The 23,594-nt window shown below is 61.2% G+C and carries 25 protein-coding genes; 10 read left to right on the top strand and 15 right to left on the bottom strand.

What is annotated here, in order from left to right:
- Positions 1–44: 44 nt before the first annotated feature.
- From V8J82_RS04140 to V8J82_RS04130, 3 genes are all read right to left on the bottom strand, one after another.
- Complete coding sequence (locus V8J82_RS04140) at positions 45–1,145, bottom strand: class II histone deacetylase (RefSeq protein ID WP_339972443.1); 1,101 nt, start codon at positions 1,143–1,145, stop codon at positions 45–47.
- Complete coding sequence (locus V8J82_RS04135) at positions 1,142–1,375, bottom strand: DUF8831 family protein (protein ID WP_339972442.1); 234 nt, start codon at positions 1,373–1,375, stop codon at positions 1,142–1,144. The genes V8J82_RS04140 and V8J82_RS04135 overlap by 4 nt, the downstream gene beginning before the upstream one ends.
- A gap of 152 nt (positions 1,376–1,527) precedes the next feature.
- A complete protein-coding gene (locus V8J82_RS04130; RefSeq protein WP_339972440.1) occupies positions 1,528–1,782 on the bottom strand; it encodes a thiol-disulfide oxidoreductase DCC family protein in 255 nt (84 codons plus the stop codon).
- A 113-nt stretch (positions 1,783–1,895) separates the two neighbouring features.
- Between V8J82_RS04130 and V8J82_RS04125 the strand changes: the two genes are divergently transcribed.
- A complete protein-coding gene (locus V8J82_RS04125; protein WP_339972439.1) occupies positions 1,896–2,594 on the top strand; it encodes a M48 family metallopeptidase in 699 nt (232 codons plus the stop codon).
- Positions 2,595–2,672: 78 nt separating this feature from the next.
- Positions 2,673–3,017 (top strand): hypothetical protein, encoded by a 345-nt coding sequence (locus V8J82_RS04120; RefSeq protein ID WP_339972438.1) that lies wholly within the window; start codon positions 2,673–2,675, stop codon positions 3,015–3,017.
- Here the strand turns inward: V8J82_RS04120 and rimO are convergent.
- A complete protein-coding gene (gene rimO, locus V8J82_RS04115; protein ID WP_339972436.1) occupies positions 3,014–4,381 on the bottom strand; it encodes a 30S ribosomal protein S12 methylthiotransferase RimO in 1,368 nt (455 codons plus the stop codon). The genes V8J82_RS04120 and rimO overlap by 4 nt on opposite strands.
- A 126-nt stretch (positions 4,382–4,507) precedes the next feature.
- Between rimO and V8J82_RS04110 the strand changes: the two genes are divergently transcribed.
- Both V8J82_RS04110 and V8J82_RS04105 read left to right on the top strand, forming a co-directional pair.
- Positions 4,508–6,544, top strand: coding sequence for an AsmA family protein (locus tag V8J82_RS04110; RefSeq protein WP_339972434.1), 2,037 nt, complete (start codon positions 4,508–4,510; stop codon positions 6,542–6,544).
- Between the two features lie 18 nt (positions 6,545–6,562).
- Positions 6,563–7,066, top strand: a complete 504-nt coding sequence (locus tag V8J82_RS04105) for a transglycosylase SLT domain-containing protein (protein WP_339972432.1) — start codon at positions 6,563–6,565, stop codon at positions 7,064–7,066.
- A gap of 85 nt (positions 7,067–7,151) precedes the next feature.
- Here V8J82_RS04105 and V8J82_RS04100 read toward each other — a convergent pair whose 3' ends face one another.
- Together V8J82_RS04100 and V8J82_RS04095 are read right to left on the bottom strand one after the other, a co-directional pair.
- Complete coding sequence (locus V8J82_RS04100; protein WP_339972430.1) at positions 7,152–7,652, bottom strand: hypothetical protein; 501 nt, start codon at positions 7,650–7,652, stop codon at positions 7,152–7,154.
- Between the two features lie 326 nt (positions 7,653–7,978).
- Positions 7,979–8,569, bottom strand: coding sequence for a GcrA family cell cycle regulator (locus V8J82_RS04095; protein ID WP_339972428.1), 591 nt, complete (start codon positions 8,567–8,569; stop codon positions 7,979–7,981).
- 148 nt (positions 8,570–8,717) lie between these two features.
- Between V8J82_RS04095 and V8J82_RS04090 the strand changes: the two genes are divergently transcribed.
- The gene (locus V8J82_RS04090) at positions 8,718–9,755 is read left to right on the top strand and encodes a serine hydrolase domain-containing protein (RefSeq protein WP_339972426.1); all 1,038 of its coding nucleotides are present in this window, start codon (positions 8,718–8,720) and stop codon (positions 9,753–9,755) included.
- Between the two features lie 88 nt (positions 9,756–9,843).
- The gene (locus tag V8J82_RS04085; protein WP_339972424.1) at positions 9,844–11,040 is read left to right on the top strand and encodes a phospholipase effector Tle1 domain-containing protein; all 1,197 of its coding nucleotides are present in this window, start codon (positions 9,844–9,846) and stop codon (positions 11,038–11,040) included.
- On the opposite strand, the gene argF is transcribed toward V8J82_RS04085, so the two are convergent.
- The 4 genes from argF to metF form a co-directional block, all read right to left on the bottom strand.
- A complete protein-coding gene (argF, locus tag V8J82_RS04080; protein ID WP_339972422.1) occupies positions 11,037–11,963 on the bottom strand; it encodes an ornithine carbamoyltransferase in 927 nt (308 codons plus the stop codon). The genes V8J82_RS04085 and argF overlap by 4 nt on opposite strands.
- An 81-nt stretch (positions 11,964–12,044) precedes the next feature.
- On the bottom strand, positions 12,045–13,235 hold the full coding sequence (locus tag V8J82_RS04075; RefSeq protein WP_339972421.1) for an aspartate aminotransferase family protein: 1,191 nt from the start codon (positions 13,233–13,235) through the stop codon (positions 12,045–12,047).
- An 82-nt stretch (positions 13,236–13,317) separates the two neighbouring features.
- Positions 13,318–13,806 carry a PaaI family thioesterase gene (locus tag V8J82_RS04070; protein WP_339972420.1) on the bottom strand — a complete coding sequence of 163 codons (489 nt, stop codon included), beginning with the start codon at positions 13,804–13,806 and terminating at the stop codon, positions 13,318–13,320.
- A gap of 83 nt (positions 13,807–13,889) precedes the next feature.
- Positions 13,890–14,756, bottom strand: a complete 867-nt coding sequence (metF, locus tag V8J82_RS04065) for a methylenetetrahydrofolate reductase [NAD(P)H] (RefSeq protein ID WP_339972419.1) — start codon at positions 14,754–14,756, stop codon at positions 13,890–13,892.
- Between the two features lie 93 nt (positions 14,757–14,849).
- On the opposite strand from metF, the gene V8J82_RS04060 reads away from it, so the two are divergent.
- Positions 14,850–15,758, top strand: a complete 909-nt coding sequence (locus V8J82_RS04060; protein WP_339972417.1) for a LysR family transcriptional regulator — start codon at positions 14,850–14,852, stop codon at positions 15,756–15,758.
- Here the strand turns inward: V8J82_RS04060 and V8J82_RS04055 are convergent.
- Entirely contained in the window at positions 15,755–16,339 is a 585-nt protein-coding gene (locus tag V8J82_RS04055) for a TetR/AcrR family transcriptional regulator (protein ID WP_339972415.1), read from the bottom strand. The two genes, V8J82_RS04060 and V8J82_RS04055, sit on opposite strands and share 4 nt — an antisense overlap.
- Positions 16,340–16,413: 74 nt before the next feature.
- Here V8J82_RS04055 and V8J82_RS04050 point away from each other — a divergent pair, with 74 nt between their 5' ends.
- Positions 16,414–17,082: a glutathione S-transferase family protein gene (locus tag V8J82_RS04050; protein ID WP_339972413.1), complete on the top strand. Its 669-nt coding sequence runs from the start codon at positions 16,414–16,416 to the stop codon at positions 17,080–17,082.
- Between the two features lie 106 nt (positions 17,083–17,188).
- Positions 17,189–17,983 (top strand): inositol monophosphatase family protein, encoded by a 795-nt coding sequence (locus V8J82_RS04045; protein WP_339972411.1) that lies wholly within the window; start codon positions 17,189–17,191, stop codon positions 17,981–17,983.
- Positions 17,984–18,093: 110 nt separating this feature from the next.
- On the opposite strand, the gene V8J82_RS04040 is transcribed toward V8J82_RS04045, so the two are convergent.
- The 4 genes from V8J82_RS04040 to fsa all read right to left on the bottom strand — a co-directional run bounded on the left by V8J82_RS04040 (position 18,094) and on the right by fsa (position 21,259).
- The gene (locus tag V8J82_RS04040) at positions 18,094–18,789 is read right to left on the bottom strand and encodes a CDP-alcohol phosphatidyltransferase family protein (protein WP_339972409.1); all 696 of its coding nucleotides are present in this window, start codon (positions 18,787–18,789) and stop codon (positions 18,094–18,096) included.
- A gap of 51 nt (positions 18,790–18,840) precedes the next feature.
- The gene (locus tag V8J82_RS04035) at positions 18,841–19,764 is read right to left on the bottom strand and encodes a tyrosine recombinase XerC (protein ID WP_339972407.1); all 924 of its coding nucleotides are present in this window, start codon (positions 19,762–19,764) and stop codon (positions 18,841–18,843) included.
- A complete protein-coding gene (locus V8J82_RS04030) occupies positions 19,761–20,489 on the bottom strand; it encodes a DUF484 family protein (RefSeq protein WP_339972405.1) in 729 nt (242 codons plus the stop codon). Before V8J82_RS04030 ends, V8J82_RS04035 begins: the two co-directional genes overlap by 4 nt.
- Before the next feature lie 116 nt (positions 20,490–20,605).
- Complete coding sequence (fsa, locus tag V8J82_RS04025; protein ID WP_339972403.1) at positions 20,606–21,259, bottom strand: fructose-6-phosphate aldolase; 654 nt, start codon at positions 21,257–21,259, stop codon at positions 20,606–20,608.
- A gap of 87 nt (positions 21,260–21,346) precedes the next feature.
- On the opposite strand from fsa, the gene V8J82_RS04020 reads away from it, so the two are divergent.
- A complete protein-coding gene (locus tag V8J82_RS04020; RefSeq protein WP_339972401.1) occupies positions 21,347–23,536 on the top strand; it encodes a primosomal protein N' in 2,190 nt (729 codons plus the stop codon).
- Positions 23,537–23,594 lie beyond the last annotated feature (58 nt).

Below are 23,594 nucleotides of genomic sequence, written 5' to 3'. Positions count from 1 at the left end.
CGAATGGCGTTTGCGAAGTCAACGCGCCGCAGTGCAGCGCGGGATCAGTATCCCAACACCTCTGCCATCTCGGCGATCACCTGGCTGACATATCGATTGAACCGGTCACTCGGCTGCTGTCCCTCAAAACGCGGCTGGAACGGGTCGGCGGCGGTGATCGCACTGCCTGACAGGATCTCCATCACATGGTGGCCCAGGAAGGGCACGTGTTCTTCGGAATAGCCGCCTTCATGGACCAGCGTCAGGCGACTATCACAGAGATCGGCTGCGGCTTGCATCGTCAGTTCGGTCATCGCACGGAATGTCTGGCTGCCGGCGAGCATTCGGCTGAGCGGGTCGACAAGCCCCGCATCAAACCCGCAAGCCACGACAATCGCATCGGGTTTGAAATCCCGCAGCGCTGGGATCACCAATCGCTCGAACGCCTCAAGATAGCCGGTATGGCCTGTCCCAGGCGGCAGGGGAATGTTCAGGTTCGTACCGGTCCCTTCGCCCGATCCGCGATCCGCGAAATCGCCGGTGTCGAGCGGATAGTTCCGCTCCTGATGCAGCGAGATCGTCAGCGTATCCGGGTCGTCATAGTAAATTGCTTCGGTGCCATTGCCGTGATGCACGTCCCAATCGATCACCGCGACACGGTCGCAGAGCGCCTCGGCCCGGGCGGCCTCAATCGCGATGGCGATATTGGCCAGCAGGCAGAAGCCGTTCGGAAAGTCCGGCAGGCAATGATGCCCCGGCGGGCGGCTGAGCGCATAGGCATTCTGCACCTCGCCGCGCAGCGTGGCGAACAGCGCCCCCTTCGCGAGCCCTGCCGATAGCGCGGCGATCTCGAACCCGCCAGCCCCAAACGGGGTACGCAGGCCCAACTCACCCCCGCCTTTGTCTGAGGCGTCCCGAAAACTGTCGAGATAACTCGATGGGTGGATACGCAGCAGATCTTCGGACGTGGCAGCAGGAGCGGTTTGGGTTTCAAGTGCTTCCCACAGACCGGTCACACGCATCAGATTGACAAATCGGCGCTTGGTTTCTGGGTTGTCAGGCAGGCCACCGCCGGGCTGCACCAATCCCGCGACCGGCAACAGCCCCGCATAATTCCCGCCGCTGTGCCAAAAACAGCGCTCGTCCCAGAAAAACCCGGTCGTCATTCTGTGCGCAGCTTGTAGGCGCCTTCCGGCAGGTCCAGGGCCGCAGCCAGATCGCGGATTTGCGACATCGACAGCGTGATGGTGCGGATCTGATCCGTACGCGGGTCAGCTTGTTGCAGGGTCACACATTCGTCGAAGGCCGATATGGTGACATCTTCCTGCAGAGGCAGGGCGCCATCATCGACAAGGGTGATGATTGTGGCGTCGAATTCATGCTCGATGGTAAACATAACGGCAGGCTACTGCGCCGGGGCGGCGGTGAAAACCGCGATTCTCATTGGCTGCGCCGACGATGACGCCAGTAGAGAAACGGCGCTGCGATCTGGTCATAGATCAGCCGGACAAGCCAGCCGAGGCCGGGCAGATCCACGGCGCGGGCCAGCTATTCCATCCCCGGCAAGTGCCGCCAGATCAGGGCAAAGGCATTGATCCCGCTTAACCGCGTGCCATCTGCCGTCTGCGCGTGCAGCCGGCGAGACGCCTCATCCGCATTCAGACGCCACTTGCTTAGATCTGTTTCGTTCAAATCTTCGAAAGCCAAGGGCGCGTCCGATTTGGCCGCGCGGGCGCGGTAATGGTCGATTTCAGCACTGCAAATAGGGCATTTTGCGTTGTAAAGGATACGATGCGGTGTCATCTGCCGAGAGATAGGCACGTGGTGTTGCGGGGCCAGCCATTAGGTCGGGGCTGGACCCTATGACGCAGCCCGCTAAGGTCTTGCCTCAGCCCCTTGCCCATCCGGAGACGCCCATGCGTGCTGTCATCGCTCTTGTAGCAGCCGTCACTTTGAGTGCTTGTGTTGCACCGACCCAAAATGCTGCGCCAAATGCGACCGGGCAGGCGCGCAGCGGTTCAATGTCGATGGAGCGCGCCCTGCAGGTGACGCGTGCGGTGGAGCCGGTGGCCGAGCGCGTGTGCCGTTCGCAGACGCCCGGACAGAATTGCAACTTTACCATTCTGCTCGACCGCAACCCACGCGCACCGGTCAATGCGTTTCAAACCGTCGACCCCGAGACAGGGCGCCCCGTGATCATCTTGACCGCCAGCCTGATCCGGGCGGTGCGCAATGATGATGAACTGGCCTTTGTCATTGGCCACGAAGCCGCGCACCACATTGCCGAGCATATCCAGCAACAGCGTGCGGCAGCCCAGGCCGGTGCCCGGATTTTCGGAGCGGTGGCGCAACAGCAAGGGGCGACCCGTGAAGAGATTATCGAGGCTGCTGGCGTTGGCGCGCTGGTGGGATCGCGCCGCTTCAGCCAGGCGGCAGAGCTTGAGGCGGACGCCTTGGGCACGATCATTGCCTGCCAAGCGGGGTTCGACGCAGAGGTTGGGGCGCGCTTTTTCAGCCAATTGCCCGATCCCGGCGCGCAAATCCTGGGAACGCATCCACCCAACGCCGAACGGGTGCGCATTGTGGCTGAAACCTCGGCCCGGGTGTGTCGCTAGAGTGCCAACTGCGGACATCCCCACCTGACAGCCATCAGGGTCCATGGGATGCTGCGGCTTGTTATAAGGAGATTTCAGATGGTCCGTCTTACCGCCATAGCCATGGCCGCTCTTTTTGTTGCCGCGCCGATTGCTCAAGCCCAACAGCATATTCTGGGCGACTATTACGCCTATGGCCGCAATGCCGATGGCACGGCTTATTCAGGGACGGTGGAAATTCTGCCAAACGGTCCCAACCAGGTCATCGTGAACTGGTCCGTGGGGTCTAGCTATTCCGGCATCGGCACGCTGAGTGGGGATGTCTTGACCGTTGAATGGGGCGCCAACCATCCCGCCTTTTACATCGTGATGTCCGACGGCGAATTGCACGGCACCTGGGGCGATGGCGAAGGGTTGGAATTGCTGTCGCGCAACCCGCGCTAAGGCACGATCCGCCCCCACAGATCATAGTCGCTGGCCTCGTCCACCTCGACCGTCAGCAGATCGCCGGGGGTCAGATCCTCAAAGCCGTCATCAATGAACAAGTTGCCGTCGATCTCGGGCGCATCGGCCATGGTGCGGCAGGTTGCACCGTCTGCATCCACCGCATCGACCAGAACAGGGATCTGACGCCCGACCTTAGCGGCCAGCTTCGCCTCCGAAATCGCCTGAGCCTTTTCCATGAAGCGGTTCCAGCGGTCCTGCTTGACCTCATCGGCCACATGATCGGGCAACATATTTGACCGCGCCCCATCGACATTTTCGTATTTGAAGCAGCCGACCCGGTCGAGCTGCGCCTCGTCCAGCCAATCGAGCAGGGTTTGGAATTCAGCCTCGGTCTCGCCGGGGTAACCCACGATAAAGGTCGAGCGCAGGGTAATGTCGGGGCAGTCACGGCGCCAGGCTTGGATCTCGTCCAAAGTTCGCGCCGCCGCAGCGGGCCGCGCCATGCGTTTCAGCACATCGGGATGGGCGTGTTGGAAGGGGATATCCAGGTAGGGCAATAGCCCGTTTGCCGGATCCGCCATCAAGGGGATCAGCTCACGCACATGGGGATAGGGGTAGACATAATGTAAGCGAACCCAGGCTCCGAGCGTGGATAGGTCACGGGAAAGATCGAGGATCGGAAACTTGCTGTCTCGGCCTTTCCAATCGGTGCCAAAGGCCGAGGTGTCCTGGCTGATCACCAGGATCTCTTTCACACCGGCATCAACGAGCTTCTCGGCCTCGCGCATAATAGCGGGGATTGGGCGGCTGGCGAGGCGTCCGCGCATATCTGGGATGATGCAGAACTTGCATTTGTGATCGCAGCCTTCGGCGATCTTAAGATAGGCATAATGGCGGGGCGTCAGTTTTACACCAGCCGGCGGCAGCAGATCGATAAATGGATCGGGTGCGGGCGGAACCGCGCTGTGGACGGCGTCAAGCACCTGCTCGTATTGATGCGGCCCGGTCACCGCCAAAACTTTGGGATGCGCGCCGGTGATGTAGTCAGGCTCTGCACCCAAACAACCGGTGACGATGACGCGGCCATTGGCCTCCAACGCCTCGCCGATTGCATCCAGGCTTTCGGCCTTGGCCGAGTCCAGAAACCCGCAAGTGTTCACGATAACCGCCTCGGCGCCCGCATAGTCGGGGCTGATCGCATAGCCCTCGGCGCGCAGACGCGTCAGGATTCGCTCGGAATCGACCAAGGCTTTCGGACATCCCAGCGACACCATCCCGATCCTCGGCTGGCCGGGACGCGCGGCCTCGGGCACATCGGCGCGGGCCAGATCGGGGCGGAGATCGGGTGGGTTTTCAACCATGCGCTTGGCCTTATCGTGCCGTGGCGTCGCGCGAAAGGCCTTGCGGGGCTCGTTCCGATCAAAACCGTTAGGCGCGCCTGAAAAATCGATCTATCATTGCCAAAACGATAGCTCTTGAGGCCCAAAATGCGGTGGATTTTCCGGATTATCGGTGCGGTGGTTGTATTGGCTTGCTTGGCCATCGGGGCCGTTTTGCTGATCCCGTCAGAGCGCATTGCGCAGATTGCCACCGAGCGCTTGGCGGAACAGACCGGGCGCGAGGTCGAGATCACCGGGGCCGTGCGACCGAGCGTTTGGCCCGATCTGGGGATCGTGGTTGAAGGATTACGCATTGGAAACGCCGATTGGGCGACAGAAGGCCCGATGCTGAGCGCCGAACGGGTGAATGTGGGTGTGGCCTGGGCGGGGCTGCTCTCGGGTGATATCCGGGTGGAGCGGGCAGAGTTTGACGGGGCCGAGGTCACATTGATGCGGGCCGCGGATGGGCGTGTGTCATGGGATTTAAACGGCACGCCGCTTGCAGAACAGCCCGAAAGCGGCGCGGCATCTGAGCCGAGCCAACCCTTATCCGTAGGCTTTGACGAAGCGCAACTGCGCGATGGGCGCGTCCGCTACATCGATTTGGAAACGGGTGCCGATTGGGATGTGACCGCGTTGGATGCGACGATCCGGCTGCCCGAGGCAGGCGGTGCGGTCTCCGTCGATTTGGCGGGCGCCGTGAACGGCACGCCGCTTGAAGCCTCCGGCAGCATTGATGGGATTGCCGATCTGTTGCTGGGTGAGGTGCGCCCCGTGGATGCGGCGATCACCTGGCAAGGGGGGCGCGCGGATTTCAACGGGCGCCTGTCAACCGAGGCCGCGTTGGAAGGGCATCTATCCCTCGATACGACCGACCTGTCGCCGCTTCTGGCACTGGCAGGCAATGAAATGCCGGACTTGCCGCGTGGATTGGGTCAGGATCGCATTGCGGTGGAGGGGGATGTGACGCTGGCGCAATCAGGCTCTCTGCATCTGCGCGACGGGCGTATGACCTTGGATGACACGCAGTTGAACCTGGCGCTGGACCTGCTGCCGGGGGACGAGCGCCCCTTGCTGCGGGGCACGATCACAGGCGGCGCCATCAGCCTTCCCGGTCTCCTTGATTCCCAACGGGGCGCACCTGCCAGCGGTGCGGCGGCACCAGCGGGCAGCGCGGGATGGCCGCGCGATCGGATCGATGTCTCGGGTCTGTTTGCCGTCGATTCGGAGCTGACTTTGCGGGCCGAAACGCTGGACCTTGGCACGGTGGCTTTGACGGATATCGACATGCGCACGACGCTGACACGCGGGCGCTTGGTGTTCGATATCGCTCAGATCGGCGCCTATGGTGGGCAATTGGCGGGGCAATTTGTGATAAATGGCCGCGATGGTCTGTCCGTTGGAGGCGATCTGGTTCTGGCCAGTGTGCAATTGCAGCCGTTGATGACGGCGCTTGCGGACTATGACCGGTTGATCGGCACGGGGTCGGCCAGTGTAGAATTCCTGGGCGTTGGGAACGATCTTTACACAATTATTGATGGTCTGGAGGCCGAGGGGGATCTGTCGTTTGGCGCAGGCGCGATCGAAGGGTTGGACCTGGCCGGCATGATCCGCAATTTCGATGCCTCGTTCCGTGGCGAGGGCGCGCGCACAGTTTATGATAGCGTGACCGCGAATTTCCTGATCCGCGATGGCGTATTGTCGAACGATGATCTGTTGCTGGACGCGCCTTGGGGTGAGGTGCGCGGCGAAGGCCAGGCGGATTTGGCGGCGATGACAGTCGATTATCAAGTCACGCCGGGGGTTTTGCGTGATGATAGCGGGGCGGCCGGGTTCCGTGTGCCGATCCTGATCCGCGGACCCTGGTCCGCACCCTCGTTCCGACCGGATCTGGAGGCGCTGGCCGAGCAGGAATTGGCCGACGAAGCGGCCGCTTTGGAGGCTGCCGCGCGGGAACGCCTTGAAGAAGAAGAGAACCGATTGGAAGAAACCGTACGCGACCGGGCCAACGAGTTGCTGGGTGTCGAGATCGAAGCGGGCGATAGCCGGGACGACATCCAGCGGCAATTGGAAGAGGGCGCAGTGAACGGGCTGCAACGCTTGCTGTTTGGCGGCGGTGGCGCTGACGCGACGACGGGCAATTGAGGCAGAGGGAACCTGGCAATGGGTAGTGTGGCATCGAAGATCATTGGCGTCATTCTGGTTTGCGCAGTTTTAGCAGGCTGTGGCGGCGGGTCTGCGCAAAATGCGGGCGATACGGGCGGCGCGCCGGGGCTATATCCGGGAGAGACCCCTGCGATGCGCGCATTGGTGAATGAATATGCCGCACGCCATGAGATCCCCACAGCGCTGTTGCACCGGGTGATTCAACGCGAAAGCGACTACCGGGCCGATGCGCGCAATGGGCCCTATTACGGTTTGATGCAGATCCTGCCCCAGACTGCGCGCACGATGGGGTTCCGGGGAGAGCCGAATGATCTGCTCGATCCGCGCGTGAACCTTGAATATGCGGGCCGCTATCTGCGCGGTGCATGGCTGGTCAGCGATGGGAATATGGATGAGGCCGTGGGCTGGTATGCGAGGGGGTATTACTACGAGGCGCGCAACCGGTGTTTGCTGGTGGAAACCGGATTGGCCGAGCGCGAGATCGCGCGGCAATGCAGGTAGGCCTTGGCTGAACACCGTCTGAATGGCCATGCCGGACGACGCTGTTTGGCTGCGCCAAAGACGCCCCGCCCGCCATCCCGAATGTCTAGCCGAACGCTTGCATATGAGCGTCGATCGCCTGCTGCAGCGCTGCGTCTGTCAGCGGGCCGCGGATCACGCCGATCTGATTTCCGTCGCCATCGAGCAGGACCAGGGTGACGCTGCCCACATTGTGGAGCCGCGCGAAGGATTGACCGTCGAGGCTCGACAGGTTCGCAACCAAAAAATGGTGGCTATTCGCATCATAGGCACGCAGCGCGCGTCGGGTCTGACGTTGCAAGGTCAGGCAGAGATCACATTGGGGATCGTGGACCTGCACGACAGAGGGCAAGCCATCACCGATCTTCGTCAGATCGAGCTCGCAGATCGACGCTTGGACGCGATTGGCCGTCACATATCCTGCAATGCCGATCATCGGCGCGGCGATGGCAAGATTGCGCAGCAGGCGCAGCGCGCCACGGCGATCCACTTGAGCGGTTTCGGTTTGTTGTTGAACGCCAGCCTGAGAACGCCTCTTTGACTGCGGTTTCTTGCGCTGCTTCTTCATGGTTTTCCCCTGTCACCACGCTGCGAAATCTTAGCGAGTTGTGGCGGCAGGCCACCAATCACAAACGCTTGAGGCGGGAAAGTATCCCTGGGAGGTATACCAGGCAAAACGCCCATGGAATGCGCAGCTAACCGACAGCCGGTCCGCCAAGACGTATAGCCGATTCTAATGGGTCAACTCGCTGTAATGTGCAGCGATATGCGTGTTCCATGATGCGGCCTATATACTGCGCCACGGTATGCCGAGCGCGATCTCACATCTGAGATAGAAACGCGACGGGACTTTGCATCGCGTTCCGAACCTTTGCGGAATATTCGGGTATGTGTCTAGCGGCGGCGGTCGCGGCGCGACGACATGGGCTGGAACGCGACGCCCACATGCGCGTCGCAATAGGGTTTCCCCTGTTGCACCGGCAGACCGCAGAAATAGAAATCCTCGGTTGCGGGATCGCCGATGGGCCATTTGCACACACGCTCAGTCAACTCCATCAGACTGATCTTTTTTGCGTGCTTTTCGACCTCGTTCACCTTGGCGAGGGCTTCGGGGCTGATCTCATTGGCGGAGGGCTGCGGTGGCAAGGGCTGCCCCGCAGGTGCGATGGGTTTACGCAAAGGCGTGACATTGGCCGGGCGCGGCACGGGTGCGGCAGCGGCCGGGGCAGGCTCGGCCGGTTTTTCCGGGGCTGGCTTGGGTGACTCAGCCGCAGGTGCCGCCGGCGTCTCTTTCGCGGTGGACGCAGGTTTTGAGGGCGCGCTTGTGCCGCCGCCGCCGGACCGGTTCGACAGACCAAGCCTGTGGACCTTGCCGATAACGGCATTGCGGGTCACACCGCCCAATTCTTTCGCGATCTGGCTGGCCGATTGGCCTTCGCCCCACATTTTTTTCAGCAGTTCGACCCGTTCGTCCGTCCAGGACATTGCAACCCTCCGGTTTGGTGCATGGCGCATCAGACGCTCCATATGGGACGTTCCGGCGCGCAATGGAACCCTATTCTATGCTTTCGGCGGGGCGAGGCAAGGGAGGGGCGGGGTTGCGTCGGGTGCAAACCATGCAGATATCCACGCCATGCGCTTTTTTTTGACAGCGATCTGGATCGTCTTGGCGCCGCCCGTTTGGGCGGATGTCGCGCAAGAGTCTGCGCAACTGGCCGCCTTGCCGGAAGTGCCGGGCGCGGTGGCCGGTTGGATCAGTGTGGAGGATAGCGAATTTGCCGTCGCGGGGGTGCGTGTTGCGGGAGCGACCGATGAAATCGGCGAGGATGATGCTTGGCATATCGGGTCGCTGACCAAATCAATGACCGCGACGCTTGCCGCCCGTCTGGTTGAGGATAATCAGATCACCTGGACCGCCACGATCGGTGAGGTTTTGGGTCAGCAATATCCGGATATGGATCCGGCCTGGCAGGACGTGACGCTTGCGATGCTGTTGCGCCATGCCTCCGGTATGGACGCCAATCTGGGCAGGTGGCGCAGCCTTTGGCTTGGCGATGGGCCGCGCGCCAATTATCTCGAGGCAATGCTTGCCGACGAGCCGGTCGGTGACCAGGGCGCATTCGCCTACTCCAATGCAGGTTATGTTGTGGCCGGGGCGATGTTGGAAGCCGCCGCTGGCGCGCCATGGGAAGAACTGATGCAAACGCAGATCTTTGCCCCTCTGGGGATCGAGAGCGCCGGATTCGGTCCGCCACAAGGGGGTGTCCCTGAGGGGCACAGCGTCAATCGCAGAGGCGTGCCATCCGCGGCAGGACAGGGCAGAGCGGCAGATAACATCCCCGCCATGGGGCCCGCCGGGCGTGTGCATCTGTCGGCGTCGGATATGCTATTGTATCTCCGCGCGCATTTGATCCGCGATGAAGATTTTCTTAGCGCCGAAAGCTGGCGCCGGTTGCAAACCCCCGAGGGGGAGGGACTCTATGCGTTTGGCTGGGTGTCGGATGGCAACCGGATGCAGCATAGCGGGTCGAACACGCTTTGGTATGCCACTGCTTACATCGATCGAGAGGCCGGGCGCGCCGGATTTGTGGCGGTTAATAGCGGTGATCGAGAGGCTGTCGAGGATCCGATTGCAGAGGCCGTGCAGCGTTTGGTCGGGACGGTTGACTAGCCGGGCTCAGATTTAGATCGCAAAAGAGGTTCCCCAAACCAGTTGCGGTGCTTTACGTTACGGCACCACGTCTTGGAAAGTCGCTGCCATGAAACGGATCGTCGTCCTGTGTGATGGAACCTGGAACCGCGCGGATGCCGCGCATCCCACCAATGTCGTCCGAGTTGCACAGGCCTTGGCACCCGCCGATACCGAAGGTGTGGCGCAGGTGCCGATCTACATCGAAGGCGTCGGGACCGGGCGCGGCTCCAACAGGGCGGCGCGGTTCAGCGACCGCATATTGGGTGGGGCGCTGGGGCATGGCCTGTTGGACAATATGGTTCAGGCCTATGCACGGATCGTCTTCATGTTCGAGCCAGAGGACGAGATTTATATCTTCGGCTTTTCGCGCGGTGCGTTCACGGCGCGCGCTCTGGCCGGGTTCATCCGAATGACAGGTATTCTAAGCCGCAATCGGATGTCGATGCTGCCAATCGCCATCGAACGGTTTCGACGCCGCGGTGATCCCACAACGGCGCCGAAAACCGAAGACAGTATGGCCTTTCGGCTGAACTTGTCTCCCGATGTGATCACCGGCGATGAGGAGATCGCCTTTCGCGAGGATCTGGGGGTGCCGTCCGCCCCGAAGGTAAAACTCAAATATCTGGGCGTTTGGGATACGGTCGGCGCACTGGGTGTGCCCCGGCATTGGCTGATGGCATCTTGGATCAACCGCGATAAATATGAATTCTATGATCGTGAATTGTCGAGCTTGGTGCAACGGGGGCGTCATGCCATCGCGCTGGATGAAACCCGTCGAACCTTTCCGCCGACCCTATGGACCAATCTGCCTGAGCTGAACAATCACGAGACCGGCGAGAACGTCCCGTTCCAAGAGCGCTACTTTGCCGGTGATCATGGCTCGGTCGGGGGTGGCGGGGACATTCGGGCGCTGTCGGATATCGCACTGGAATGGATCCTGATGGGGGTGAAAGATCAGGGTCTGACCTATGATGCTCAAGCGCTTGAAGATTTCCGAAACGTGCAGGATCCCAATGGGCCCCTGCACAACCATTCCGTCCGGCGCAATTCGCTGCCGGAGCGTTTGATGCGCCGCAATCCTGAACACAGAGCGGGGCCCGGTTCAATCGATGAGCTTTATGACACGGCCCGGGCGCGTTGGGCGACGGGGCCTGGCCCGGACGAGGACCGGACAAAGCCGTATCGCCCCGGCAGCTTGAAGCGGGTTGAACAGGAATTGGCCGCGTTTCACACCGCAGATGATCCGGCGACACGCGTCGCTTAAACGCCTAGACACCAGCGCATGATTGCCTTTTGTGCATGCAGGCGATTTTCGGCCTCGTCAAAGATCACAGAATGGGGGCCGTCCATGACCCCGTCGGTCGCCTCTTCGTTCCGATGGGCGGGAAGACAATGCATGAACAAAGCGTCCGGGTTGGCATGAGACATAAGGTGCTCATCCACCTGATAGGGCCGCAGGAGATTGTGGCGCCGTTCCCGGGCGGTTTGGCTGTCATGCATCGATATCCAGGTATCGGTGACAACCAGATCAGCACCCTCCACTGCACGTTCGGGATTGCGGTCGATCTCGACGGTCACGCCTTTGGCGCGTGCCTCGTCGATGAAAACCTGCTCTGGATCCAGAACCTCGGGGCCAGCGAAGGTCAGGTCAAAGCCGAATTGCCCTGCAGCATGTGCGAAGGAGGCGAAGACATTGTTGCCATCGCCGCACCAGACCACCTTCTTGCCTTTGATCGGGCCGCGATGTTCTTCGTAGGTCATCACGTCGGCCATGATCTGGCAAGGATGGGAGCGATTGGTCAGCCCGTTGATCACGGGGATACTGGCATGTTCTGCCAGTTCCAGCAGCACATCTTCTTCAAAGGTGCGGATCATGATCAGATCCACGTAGCGGCTGAGCACACGGGCGGTATCGGCGATGGTTTCGCCATGGCCCAATTGCATCTCGCTGCCTGACAGAACCATGGTCTGGCCGCCCATTTGGCGCACACCTAGGTCAAAGGATACGCGGGTGCGCGTCGAGGGCTTTTCGAAGATCAACGCGACCATGTGATTGGCCAGGGGTTGATCGGCATCCGGTGTACCTTTCGGCATTCCGGCGCGGGCCGTTTTCATGGCGCCCGCCTGATCCAGCATATTCCGCAGATCGGCCGGGTCTGTTTTGTGGATGTCGAGGAAATGGGTCATTTTATATCGCTTATGTCTGGCGGTTGGGGGGCTGTCTGCCCCCCACACCCCCCGAGGGTATTTGGTGCCAATGGAAGAGGGTTATTCAGCCGCAATACGCTTGGAGAGTGCGCTGGCGGCGGCATCGAGACGAGCGACGCCTTCGGCGATTTCATCGACGCTGATCGTGAGCGCGGGCAGGATGCGCACGACATTGTCCCCTGCGGGAACGGTCAGCAGGTCGGCGTCGTAGCCAGCATTCACCACATCGAGATTGGGCGCTTTGCATTTCAGCCCAAGCATCAGGCCGCTGCCGCGCACCTCTTCGAAAATCTCGGGATGGGCCGCGACCAGGCCTTCGAGTTTCTGGCGCAGGAGGCCCGACTTGCGGTTGGCCTCTTCAAGGAACCCGTCGGCGGTGATCTCATCCATCACCGTGGCTCCAACCGCGCAGCCAAGGGGATTGCCGCCATAGGTCGATCCGTGGGTGCCCGCCGTCATACCCTGGGCGGCGTTTTCGGTGGCCAGCAACGCGCCCAGTGGAAAGCCACCGCCGATGCCTTTGGCGACCAACATGATATCGGGGCTGATCCCGGCCCATTCATGAGCAAAGAGCTTGCCCGTCCGGCCCATGCCGCATTGGATTTCATCCAGGATCAGAAGGTGGCCGTGTTCGTCACACAGATCGCGCAAACCCTTGAGGCATTGATCTGGGATCGGCTTGATACCGCTCTCGCCCTGGATCGGTTCGACCATGATGGCGCCCACATCCGGCGCAGCAGCCGCGTCGCGCAGGGCATCATGATCGCCGAAGGGGATCTGACGGAAACCAGGGGCGAGAGGGCCAAAGCCCTTGACCAGTTTCTCCTGACCCGCGGCAGAGATAGCAGCGACGGAGCGGCCATGGAACGCACCCTCGATGCAAAGGATTGTGGTGCGCTCGGGCGAGCCGGTGGCGTCACGGTACTTGCGTGCCATCTTGATCGCCAATTCCGCGCTTTCCGTGCCGGAATTGCAGAAAAACACGGTGTCGGCAAAGGTGTGTTCGACCAGCTTTTCCGCCAGGATCTGCTGTTGCGGCACGGTATAGAGGTTCGATGTGTGCCAAAGCTGATCGGCCTGGGCTTTGAGCGTTTCGACCACCTTGGGATGCCCGTGACCCAGGGCCATCACCGCGATCCCGCTGGCGAAGTCGAGGAAACGTCGCCCATCCGCCTCGATCAGCCAAGCCCCTTCGCCTTTGACGAAGGAGAGGTTTGCGCGCGAATAGCTGGGCAGGACCGGCGAGATCATGGGACTCGTCTCCATTGGGTTAAAAGAAGGCTTCGGAATGCACCGGGGCTGCGATCAAGTCAATTCACCGTTGCTGATAGGGTCAATCGTTCGCCATGATCAAACAGGTGGTCGAGCCGGTGGCATAGAGTTTCCCCGTCTCTGCATCGCGGATTGTGCCCTCGGCCACACCGGTGGACCGCCCGGCATGGGAAACTGTGCCTTCGGCCAGGATCTCTCGGTCGACCGGGATGCCGCGGGTGATATTCACCTTGTATTCCAGCGTGGTGTAGTAGCTGCCTTTCGGGACTTTCGTCATAACGGCGCATGCCATGCAACTGTCGAGCAACGTGCCGTACCAGCCGCCATGGACCGTACCCATCGGGTTCATCGCGCCGAATTGCGGCGCCCCTCTGAACACCACGCGCCCGTTCTCCACCGCGTCCAGCCGGTAGTTCAGCGTCTCGCCAATCGGAGGATGCGCCAGCGCGCCGCGCAACATGGCGGACATGAATTCAAGCCCAGACATGCCCAGCATCTCTGCTTGGCTTGGAAGATCCGATGTTGTGCTGGCGAAGAATGGCGGCGTCATGGTGGCTCCTTTTCGGAGCGTAGGTCGCCATGGACGCGACCCAGGCGCAACCCCGTTTCGCCGCATGTCGGATCTGCGGAAGCTTAAGCGACCTCTGCCAGCGCCACATCCGGTGTGACGCCCAAGGCCGCGCAAACGTCACGGGTCAGTTCGGGTCTGTTGAGCGTGTAGAAATGCAAGTGCTCGACACCTCCCTCAATCAGATCCGTGCAAAGCTCGGTGCAGATCGCTGTCGATAGCAGGTCCTCGCGCCCATCTCGGATTGCCGTGTCATAGGCATCATCCAGCCAGGTGGGGATGACAGCACCGCAGCCAGCGGCAAAGCGGCGGGCGCGGGGCCAGTTCTCGATCGGCAGGATACCGGGTAAGATCGGAGCTGTGATTCCGGCCGCCGCACAGGCATCCCGGAAGCGAAAAAAGATCTCCGCCTCGAAGAAAAACTGCGTCAGCGCGGATGTCGCCCCTGCATCCAATTTGCGCTTCAGATAGTCCACACAAGCCTGCATGGAGGCTGCTTCGGGATGCATATCGGGATAAGCGCCCACGCGGATATTGAACTTGCCGGTCGCAGCCAACGCTTCGATCAACTCCACCGAGGAGGTGAAACCACCGGGATGCGGCGTGAAGCGTTCTGACCCCTTTGGCGGATCTCCCCGAAGCGCGACGATCTGCGTGATCCCGGCCTCGGCATATTGCGCGGCGATCTCAAGCGTGTCGTCGCGTGTCGCATCAACACATGTCAGATGCGCAGCCACAGGCACGCCAAAATTGGCATCAATGGTTGTCACCGCGTCATGCGTCAGCTTGCGGGTTGTGCCGCCCGCACCGTAGGTCACAGATACGAAATCAGGACCGAGAGGCGCCAGAATCCCGAGTGTTTCCCACAGCTTGAACGAGCCCTCCAACGATTTGGGCGGAAAGAACTCGAACGAGACACGTGGCGTGGCCATGGCGATTATCATCCTTGAAATGTCGCTTACGTATGTCGCATAGGGGGGAATATTCGGCAAATTCATAACTCTCATCATGATCATGAGGCGCTTATGCATATCGAGTTCCGCCACCTGCGGACCATCAAAGCGATCCACGAAGAGGGCGGGTTGGCGCGCGCCGCCGATAGCCTGCACATCACGCAAAGCGCGTTGAGCCATCAGATCAAGGGGCTCGAAGATCAGGCGGGCGTGGAATTGTTTGTGCGACGGTCCAAGCCGATGCGCCTGAGTGCGGCGGGGATGAAGATGCTGCGGCTCGCCGAAGAGGTCTTGCCCCGTGTCGCCGCGCTAGAGGAAGATTTCGACGGTCTACGCGCAGGTAAATCCGGGCGGCTCCACATCGCTATTGAATGCCATGCCTGCTTTGATTGGCTGCTGCCTGTGTTGGAGGCTTTTCGCCAAACCTGGTCCGACGTGGATGTCGACATTCGCCCCGGCCTGCAATTCGAGGCACTGCCTGCGCTGATCCGGCAAGATGTGGATCTGGTGATTTCGTCCGATCCCGAGGACCTGCCCGGCGTCGATTTCACGCCGCTTTTCGATTACGAGCCTGTTTTCGTCTGCGCCGCCGATCATCCGCTTGCGTCCAAACCTTTTGTCGGGGCGGCGGACTTTGCCGACCAGACCTTGATCACCTACCCGGTGGACCGTCCCAGGTTGGACGTGTTCAGCCAATTGCTGTTTCCCGCCGGAATTGAGCCGAAAGCCGTCCGCCAGGTGGAGCTATCCGCGGTCATCCTGCTGCTTGTCGCCTCTGGCCGCGGTGTCTCGGTCTTGCCTGATTGGGTGGTGCGCGATGTGGGCTCAAGCCAATCTATTGTGACCAAACCCCTGACCGAGGCCGGGATTACGCGCCGCCTCTACGGCGCGACACGCGATGAGGAGACCGGCAAGCCCTTCATGTCCCACGTCTTAAAATTGTGCCGGACCGAACCGCTGAAACTGCAGCGGTCGGGCTAGGATTGCAGCCTCTCTATCGCGTGGAGCAATGTTGCGGCCTCCATTCCAAGTCTCGCCGCAGCGGATAAACCCATCATCGCCACGGAAATCGTGGCCATTTCGGTCTGTACATCCTCAGGTGATAGGCCAAGCCGCGCCAGATGGCGGCTCATGATCACCTGACGCTCCTGCATGATGGATCGCAGATGCGCGTGGAGGTCGCGGTCGCCGCTATTGAGCAGGTTCGCGATAACCATGCAGCCCACCCCGTCGTTTTCGGTGTAAAACGTTATGGCCGTACGCAACACGCGCTGCCTGAGATCCAGAGGTGTGGTGGCGGCCGCGCAGGCCGCTTCGTAAGCGGCGGCGGTTCGGTCCGAATAGGCAGCGAGCACCTTGTCAAATAACGCGCGCTTAGAGCCGTAGGCGGCGTAAAAGCTCGGCGGTTTGATGTTTAGCGCCGCGCAAAGATCCGCAACCGAGACGTGGTCATACCCCTCGCGGGCGAAGGCGGTTTGCGCAATGCGTTGCCCATCGCCAGCATCGAACCCTCTCGGGCGTCCTCGTATTTTTGTAGTGGGCACTAAAGAATCCTTGACCATCATGAATGAGTCAATTCTATAGCGGTGACTACAAAAATGAAATGCTGCGGCTGCTACGCTGAAAGGATCGCCCTATGAAGTTCTACTTTCACACCACCCCGAACCCTTTTAAGACCGCGTTGATGCTTGAGGAATTGGGGTTGGACTACGAGACCATCCCGGTCGACACCCGGAAGGGTGAGCAGCATAAAGATGCGTTTCGTGCGGTGAACCCGAACGGCAAAGTGCCCGCAATCACCGAGGATGATGGCACCCATATATTCGACTCGAATGCCATCGTGCTCTATCTCGCCCAAAAGCACGGTCAATTCCTGCCCGAAGAGAAGGATATGGGAGAGACGCTAAGCTGGTTTTTCTGGATCGCCACAGGACTTAGCCCGTTCTCGGGCCAGGCGGTGCATTTCACCCGAGCCCACACCGAAAGCGCCTATGCCACGCGTCGATATACGCGTGAGATCGCCCGACACTATGCCCTTCTGAACGAGCGGTTGGAGGGGCGCGACTGGATCGCTGGCGATGCATATGGAATCTGTGACATTGCGGCCTGGGGTTGGGTGAAAATGGCACCCTTCGTAATGGAGGCCGAGGGCGGGCTGTCGCCCTATCCCAATGTGGCGGCTTGGTTCGAGCGCGTGAATGCCCGCCCCGCCGTGGCGCGTGTGGACGAACTGGCCCAGCAACACACATTCAAGCAAGAGATGGATGAAGAGGCTATGCGTGCAATGTTCCCGCAGAATTTCTGATCCGTTTGCCCGATAATCAGGTGGGGTGGCCAATTCCTTGGACCGCCCCTTGGCACCGATACCGGTGCGGTCTATACGCGCGCTTTGACGCAACGGAGTGACGCGGATGCAAGGCTCAGCCAATCTCAACGTGATGATCAAAGCCGCGCGCAAGGCGGGGCGGAGCCTGGTGAAGGATTTCCGTGAGGTCGAACAACTTCAGGTTTCCGCAAAGGGTCCCGGAGATTTCGTTAGCCGTGCCGATCGCGCGGCGCAGGAGATCATCAAAGATGAGCTGATGGAGGCGCGCCCGAATTACGGCTTTCTGGGTGAGGAAGAGGCCGAGATCGAGGGCAAGGATCCGACCCGACGCTGGATCGTCGATCCGTTGGATGGGACCACAAACTTTCTGCACGGCATGCCCCATTGGGCGGTGTCGATTGCGCTAGAGCATAAGGGAGAGATCGTCTCAGCCGTGGTCTATGATCCCGCCAAAGACGAGATGTTCTATGCCGAGAAGGGCGCAGGTGCCTGGCTGAACGACAGTCAGCGGTTGCGCGTGTCAGCCAGACGCAAGATGGCCGAGGCGGTGTTCTCCGCCGGGTTCCCGCCCGATGGCGGTAAATACCTGCCCGCCGTTTTGCGCGATCTGGCCCGCCTTTTGCCGATGTGCGCCGGAATGCGGCGCAATGGAGCGGCATCGTTGGATCTGGCTTGGGTCGCGGCGGGGCGGTTTGAGGGCTATTTCGAATACAATCTCAAACCCTGGGATATCGCCGCCGGGATCCTGATTGCCCGCGAAGCCGGAGCGTTCGTCGAGCCGATGCGCGAAGATCAAACGCTTTTGGAAGATGGCCATCTGATCGCAGGCGCCGAGCCGATCTTCGACCAATTCGCAAAGGTCATTCGCACACGCGACTGAGGACGAACTGGATTTCTCGAAACCGTCGGGAAAACTGCGTTGTCCAATCCGCGTGGGTGGCGGATGTCGCGAGAAATCCTCACGGACATCGCGACGATGTCCGGTCTTGGCTAACGCGCGTAGCCTCTATCATAGATGATCTGCTGGGCGATCCCTGCACTGAGCAGATAGATCGACGTGGCCGTCACGATCAAATCCAAGATCACGTTGCTCTCAAAGCCGCCCCAAGCGGCACAGGCGATTGCGCCGGTCCAGACCAGTGCCACCGGCAAGGACACCGCACGCCACCGCGCCGTGCGGACCGGATGGACGAATTTCAAGTTCAGGAATTGTGCCGCCGACAGCACCACGACCAGCCCTAGGATAACCCACCAGGGCGGCACGATCACAAGCATGGCCAGCGCCACCATGTTCCAGCAGCCCGGAAACCCGCGAAAGCTCTTGTCCGCCGTCTTCATCCGTGTGTCTGAGAAATAGAGTGATGAGGCAAACGGGATCAGCAAGACCACAAACCACCCCGTCCAACCCGGCAACAGCCCCGATCCGTAAAGCGCATAGGCCGGAATCATCACATAGGTCAGGAAATCGATGATCAAATCCAGCAACACGCCATCAATGACGGGTGCGTTGGTGGTCACATCGTAACGTCGCGCCAACGGGCCATCGATCCCGTCGACGATAAAGGCGACGGTCAGCCAGATGGTCATCATCGCCCAATCCTGCTCGGCAGCTTCCAACAGCGCCAGCATCGCCAGGGAAGCCCCGGCGGCGGTGAAGAGATGGACGGAGTAAGCTCGAAAGCGCATGGCGGTGGTCCTGCCCGTTTGCGGGGCTGAGTGCAACACCCCTAGAGCGGCTTATGCTTTGGGATGCGCTGAGGTATAGACCTCGAGCAAGCGCGCGGTATCCACCGCGGTATAGGCCTGGGTTGTCGAAAGCGAAGCATGGCCAAGAAGCTCCTGGATTGCGCGCAGATCGCCGCCCGCATCCAGCAAATGCGTTGCAAAGGAATGGCGCATGGCGTGGGGCGTGGCGCTGGCGGACAGGCCCAATTGCATCCGGGTCTGCTCCATCACCTTCGCCACGGCGCGGGGGCCCAGGGCGCCGCCGCGTATACCGCGAAACAAGGGCGTTCCGGGCGCCAGATCGTGCGGGCAGAGCTGCGCATAGCGCTCGACGGCGGATCGGGCCGCGGGCAGAACCGGCACCTCACGTTCCTTGCCGCCCTTGCCGAGGATCCGCAGCACAGTCGGCAGAGGCAATGTGTCGGCCTGCAGCCCCAATGCCTCGGAAATGCGCAAGCCGCAGCCATAAAGCAGCGTGACCACGGCGATATCGCGCGCCTGCACCCAATCCCGCGCATCTTGATCCGCAAGCCCATCGATCATTTGTTTGGCGCCGCTCTCGGTCAACGGCCGGGGCAGGCGACGCGTGTGCTTTGGGGCACGCATCGACAGGATCACCGTCGCGTCGAAGCCATCACGCTCCGCCCACCAGCGATAAAACGCCTTCACCGCCGACAAGCGCCGCGCCAAGGATCGTGCGCCCACATCTCGGGCCCGCTGATCTGCCATCCAGGCGCGGATATCGCGTGTTGCGAGGTCACGCAGGGCTGCTGGTCCGAGGCTCTCCCCGGCATGGCTTGTCTGAAAGGCGAGAAAGTGGGTTAAATCTGCCGCATAGGCCGTCAATGTCGCCTCAGACCGGCCCCGCACGCCGCGCAGATGGGTGATCCACCGGGAGAGCAGATCGCGGGTCGCCGGTGTCAGCGCGACACTCAATCGAGGTAGCCGCGCATGACGCGCTCGAATATGCCCGCGAAGAATTGCAGCAGATCCGTGCCCTGGCTGGGTCTGAACTGATGTGGATCCTCGGCGCCAAGCACCAGCAGGCCAGGCAGACGGCCATCGCCGAGATCCAGCGCCAAACAGGCCTCGGACTGGATCCAGCGGGCGGCATCGCCGTAAATCCGCGAGGCGCCGCCGCCCACTTGGCGCAGTGTCACCGCGCGCTGCGGGATATCACGGCCCGCACTCACATAATCGAGTACGAAACCGGGGGCGACGATGGTCAGCACATCTTCCAGTTTCTGGACTTCGGGGGCCTGGGTCTCGGTGGCTTCTGCACTTTCCAGCACCAGCCGCACGCGATCGACCCGTAGGATCGAGGCCACATCATTTGCCATGACGCCCAGAAACTCGGTGAATTCGCGCGCATCCAGCATCCGCGTCACGGCGCGGTGCACCTGGTTGGTGCCTGCCAGATTCTCATAGGCGGCGGCGATGACTGAGCGATGGGTGTCTTCCAGCCGATCCAGCCTGTTTTGCAACCGCTCCATCGCAATGCCGCGCATGTCAACGATATTGCCGCCCATCTGCCGATCATTTGCGGTAATGATCGCGCGCATCAGGTCGCGATCTTCCAGAATTAGCTCGGGATCGGCCAAGACCCGGTCACGCCAATCCTCACGGCCCAGGATCTGGGCCTCTGTATCAGTGTTGCTCACATCTGCCTCGTGACTTTTATGTTCTTAGCGCTGTCTTACACGAGGCCCGGGATCATTGCGCGCCAAAAATCACGCGGCCCCACGGGATGTGTCCGCAGGGCCGCAAAACCTGTGGGTCAGACGATGCTCTGTCCGGTTTTGGCCCAGTCGGCCATGAACGCATCCAGCCCCTTGTCGGTCAGCACGTGATTGGCCATCGATTTGATGACACCCGGAGGTGCCGTGGCGACGTCGGCACCGATCAAGGCAGCCTCTTTCATGTGGTTTACGCTCCGAATGGAGGCTGTGAGGATTTCAGTGGAGAAATCGTAATTGTCATAGATTTCCCGGATCTCTGCGATCAATTCCATGCCATCGATGTTCAGATCGTCCAAGCGCCCCACGAAAGGCGAGATGAAGGTCGCACCGGCTTTGGCCGCCAGGATTGCCTGGTTGGCGGAGAAGCAAAGCGTGACGTTGACCATGCGTCCCTCGGCGCTCAGCACCTTACAGGCCTTCAAACCATCCCAGGTCAGCGGCACTTTGATGGTGATGTTGTCGGCGATCTTGGCCAGTTCGCGACCCTCGGTGATCATGCCCTCGGCATCCAGCGCGACCGTCTCGGCGGAAACAGGTCCGGGCACCATGTCGCAGATCTCTTTCGTGACCTCTTTGATGTCACGGCCGGATTTCATGATCAGCGATGGATTGGTCGTAACACCATCCACCATCCCAAGCTCGTGCAACTCGCGGATGGCGTCGACATCGGCAGTATCCACAAAGAATTTCATTTGGCCGGTTCCTTTCGGGCGAAATACGTGGTGGGTTGGCTGGCTTCTACCTTATGTGAGCGCTAACGGAAACCCACCTATACGGCTATGGACGCGCATTTTGACGAAGGGGACTTGGTGGGCGTTCTGACGGCAGAGCCGTTGGACCGCGTACTGGACTACAAGGCGCCTGCGGGCGGCTGCTGGTTGGGTGCGTTTGTCGAGGTGCCGCTGGGTCCGCGCAAGGTTCTGGGGGTCGTTTGGGGCAAGGGTCGCGGCGATTGGGACATCGCCAAGGTGCGCCGTGTGAACCGGGTGTTGGATGTTGCCCCGATGCGCACCGAGATGCGGGATTTCCTGGAAAAGGCCGGTGCCTACACGCTTACGCCGATGTCGGCGATGTTACGCCTAGCGACCCGCGCGCCGGGGTTGAGCGACCCGCCATCGATGCGCAAAGTCTACCGGCTGGGTCACGGCACGCCCGACCGGCTGACCCCTGCGCGGCAGCGGGTGCTGGATACGCTGGTGGAATATGGCGGGCTCGGCTTTACCCTGAAGGAACTGAGCGATTTGGCCGGTGTCACGTCTTCGGTGGTTAAGGGATTGGCGAAACAGGGCGTCGTGGAAGAGGCCGACACGCCCCGAGATACGCCCTACCTGCCGCTGGATCCCGCTTTGCCCAGCAAAACCCTGACCGAAGATCAAGAGATTGCGGCGGAACAGCTTCGCGCCGGGCTCTCTGCGCGCCGCTATGGAACGGTCCTGCTGAAAGGTGTCACCGGGTCAGGTAAGACCGAAGTCTATCTGGAGGCCGTCGCTGAATGCCTGCGCCAAGGGCGACAGGCGCTGGTGCTGCTGCCGGAAATCGCGCTGACCTCCGAATTTCTGACCCGCGTAAAGGCACGGTTTGGGGCGGAGCCCGCCGAATGGCATTCCGGCGTGACCATGACCGAGCGCCGCCGCTGCTGGCGTATGGTCGGGCAAGGCGAGGCGCAACTAGTGGTCGGCGCTCGGTCGGCGCTGTTCCTGCCCTATCGTGACCTGGGTCTGATTGTCGTCGATGAAGAACACGACACGTCCTACAAACAGGAGGAAGGCGCCAGCTACAATGCCCGCGATATGGCGGTGCTGCGCGCCTCGCTGAACCAGGCGCAGGTGGTGCTGGCCTCCGCCACCCCGTCGCTGGAAAGCTGGGCCAATGCCGAGGCAGGGAAATACATGCGGCTGGATCTGACCAGCCGGTTTGGCCCTCAAGAGCTGCCGGACATGGCCGCGATCGATATGCGACTGGAGGATCTGCCGGGCAATTCCTGGATCTCCCCAACGTTGGCCAGCGCCGTTGGCCAGCGCCTGCAAGATGGTGAACAGGCCTTGCTGTTCTTGAACCGACGCGGCTTTGCCCCCGTTACGCTCTGTCGAGCTTGCGGCGAGATGGTGGGCTGCGACCATTGCGATGCGCGCATGGTGGAACACCGGTTTCAGAAGCGCCTGATCTGTCATCAATGTGGGGAAACGCGGCCCGTTCCCACCGAATGCCCCTCCTGCAAGGTCGAGGGCAAGATGGCCGCGGTTGGCCCTGGGGTCGAGCGCATTGCCGAGGAGGCCGCAGCAGCCTTTCCAGATGCAAAGCTGGCCATTCTCAGCTCAGATCTGTTCGGGTCGGCCAGGGCCCTGAAAGCGCAGATCGAGGAGCTGGCCCATGGCGACACGGACCTGATCATCGGCACACAATTGGTGGCCAAGGGGCATAATTTTCCACGGCTGACACTGGTCGGCGTTGTGGATGCCGACCTTGGCTTGCAGGGCAGCGATCTACGGGCGGCGGAACGTACATTTCAACTGATGCGTCAGGTGGCGGGTCGGGCGGGCCGTGCCGATCGGCCGGGTCAGGCTTTGTTGCAGACCTTCCAGCCCGAGCATCCGGTGATCCGTGCGATCCTGTCGGGCGATGAGGATGGATTTTGGCGCACCGAAGCCGCGGAGCGTGAAGCCGCAGGTATGCCGCCCTATGGCCGTTTGGCGGGCATCATCATCAGCTCGACCGAGGCGGCGTCCGCCTTCGATTTGGGGACGCATCTGGCACGCAACGATGGCCCGATCCGTCAGGCGGGTGGCGTGGTCTACGGCCCCGCGCCCGCTCCGATTGCGCGGGTTCGGGGGCGTCACCGGGTGCGGCTTCTGGTCAAGGCGCCGAAGGGAGTCGCGCTGCAACCGGCGCTCAGCCGCTGGATCAGTGGCTTGAAATTGCCTTCGCACCTGCGACTTTCCGTCGATATCGACCCGCAAAGCTTTTATTAAACGCAGTTTTCCCATAGGCATCGGCGCGCTATGACGCCAAGACCTGCAGTATTTCGGA

The organism is Gymnodinialimonas mytili (assembly GCF_037544085.1).
Taxonomy (GTDB): domain Bacteria; phylum Pseudomonadota; class Alphaproteobacteria; order Rhodobacterales; family Rhodobacteraceae; genus Gymnodinialimonas; species Gymnodinialimonas mytili.
This window is presented reverse-complemented; position numbering and strand designations above follow the sequence as displayed.

Coding starts and splice junctions, on each gene's coding strand:
- V8J82_RS04140 (WP_339972443.1), bottom strand. CDS start 1,145: ATGACGACCGGGTTTTTCTGGGACGAGCGCTGTTTTTGGCACAGCGGC.
- V8J82_RS04135 (WP_339972442.1), bottom strand. CDS start 1,375: ATGTTTACCATCGAGCATGAATTCGACGCCACAATCATCACCCTTGTC.
- V8J82_RS04130 (WP_339972440.1), bottom strand. CDS start 1,782: ATGACACCGCATCGTATCCTTTACAACGCAAAATGCCCTATTTGCAGT.
- V8J82_RS04125 (WP_339972439.1), top strand. CDS start 1,896: ATGCGTGCTGTCATCGCTCTTGTAGCAGCCGTCACTTTGAGTGCTTGT.
- V8J82_RS04120 (WP_339972438.1), top strand. CDS start 2,673: ATGGTCCGTCTTACCGCCATAGCCATGGCCGCTCTTTTTGTTGCCGCG.
- rimO (WP_339972436.1), bottom strand. CDS start 4,381: ATGGTTGAAAACCCACCCGATCTCCGCCCCGATCTGGCCCGCGCCGAT.
- V8J82_RS04110 (WP_339972434.1), top strand. CDS start 4,508: ATGCGGTGGATTTTCCGGATTATCGGTGCGGTGGTTGTATTGGCTTGC.
- V8J82_RS04105 (WP_339972432.1), top strand. CDS start 6,563: ATGGGTAGTGTGGCATCGAAGATCATTGGCGTCATTCTGGTTTGCGCA.
- V8J82_RS04100 (WP_339972430.1), bottom strand. CDS start 7,652: ATGAAGAAGCAGCGCAAGAAACCGCAGTCAAAGAGGCGTTCTCAGGCT.
- V8J82_RS04095 (WP_339972428.1), bottom strand. CDS start 8,569: ATGTCCTGGACGGACGAACGGGTCGAACTGCTGAAAAAAATGTGGGGC.
- V8J82_RS04090 (WP_339972426.1), top strand. CDS start 8,718: ATGCGCTTTTTTTTGACAGCGATCTGGATCGTCTTGGCGCCGCCCGTT.
- V8J82_RS04085 (WP_339972424.1), top strand. CDS start 9,844: ATGAAACGGATCGTCGTCCTGTGTGATGGAACCTGGAACCGCGCGGAT.
- argF (WP_339972422.1), bottom strand. CDS start 11,963: ATGACCCATTTCCTCGACATCCACAAAACAGACCCGGCCGATCTGCGG.
- V8J82_RS04075 (WP_339972421.1), bottom strand. CDS start 13,235: ATGATCTCGCCGGTCCTGCCCAGCTATTCGCGCGCAAACCTCTCCTTC.
- V8J82_RS04070 (WP_339972420.1), bottom strand. CDS start 13,806: ATGACGCCGCCATTCTTCGCCAGCACAACATCGGATCTTCCAAGCCAA.
- metF (WP_339972419.1), bottom strand. CDS start 14,756: ATGGCCACGCCACGTGTCTCGTTCGAGTTCTTTCCGCCCAAATCGTTG.
- V8J82_RS04060 (WP_339972417.1), top strand. CDS start 14,850: ATGCATATCGAGTTCCGCCACCTGCGGACCATCAAAGCGATCCACGAA.
- V8J82_RS04055 (WP_339972415.1), bottom strand. CDS start 16,339: ATGGTCAAGGATTCTTTAGTGCCCACTACAAAAATACGAGGACGCCCG.
- V8J82_RS04050 (WP_339972413.1), top strand. CDS start 16,414: ATGAAGTTCTACTTTCACACCACCCCGAACCCTTTTAAGACCGCGTTG.
- V8J82_RS04045 (WP_339972411.1), top strand. CDS start 17,189: ATGCAAGGCTCAGCCAATCTCAACGTGATGATCAAAGCCGCGCGCAAG.
- V8J82_RS04040 (WP_339972409.1), bottom strand. CDS start 18,789: ATGCGCTTTCGAGCTTACTCCGTCCATCTCTTCACCGCCGCCGGGGCT.
- fsa (WP_339972403.1), bottom strand. CDS start 21,259: ATGAAATTCTTTGTGGATACTGCCGATGTCGACGCCATCCGCGAGTTG.
- V8J82_RS04020 (WP_339972401.1), top strand. CDS start 21,347: ATGGACGCGCATTTTGACGAAGGGGACTTGGTGGGCGTTCTGACGGCA.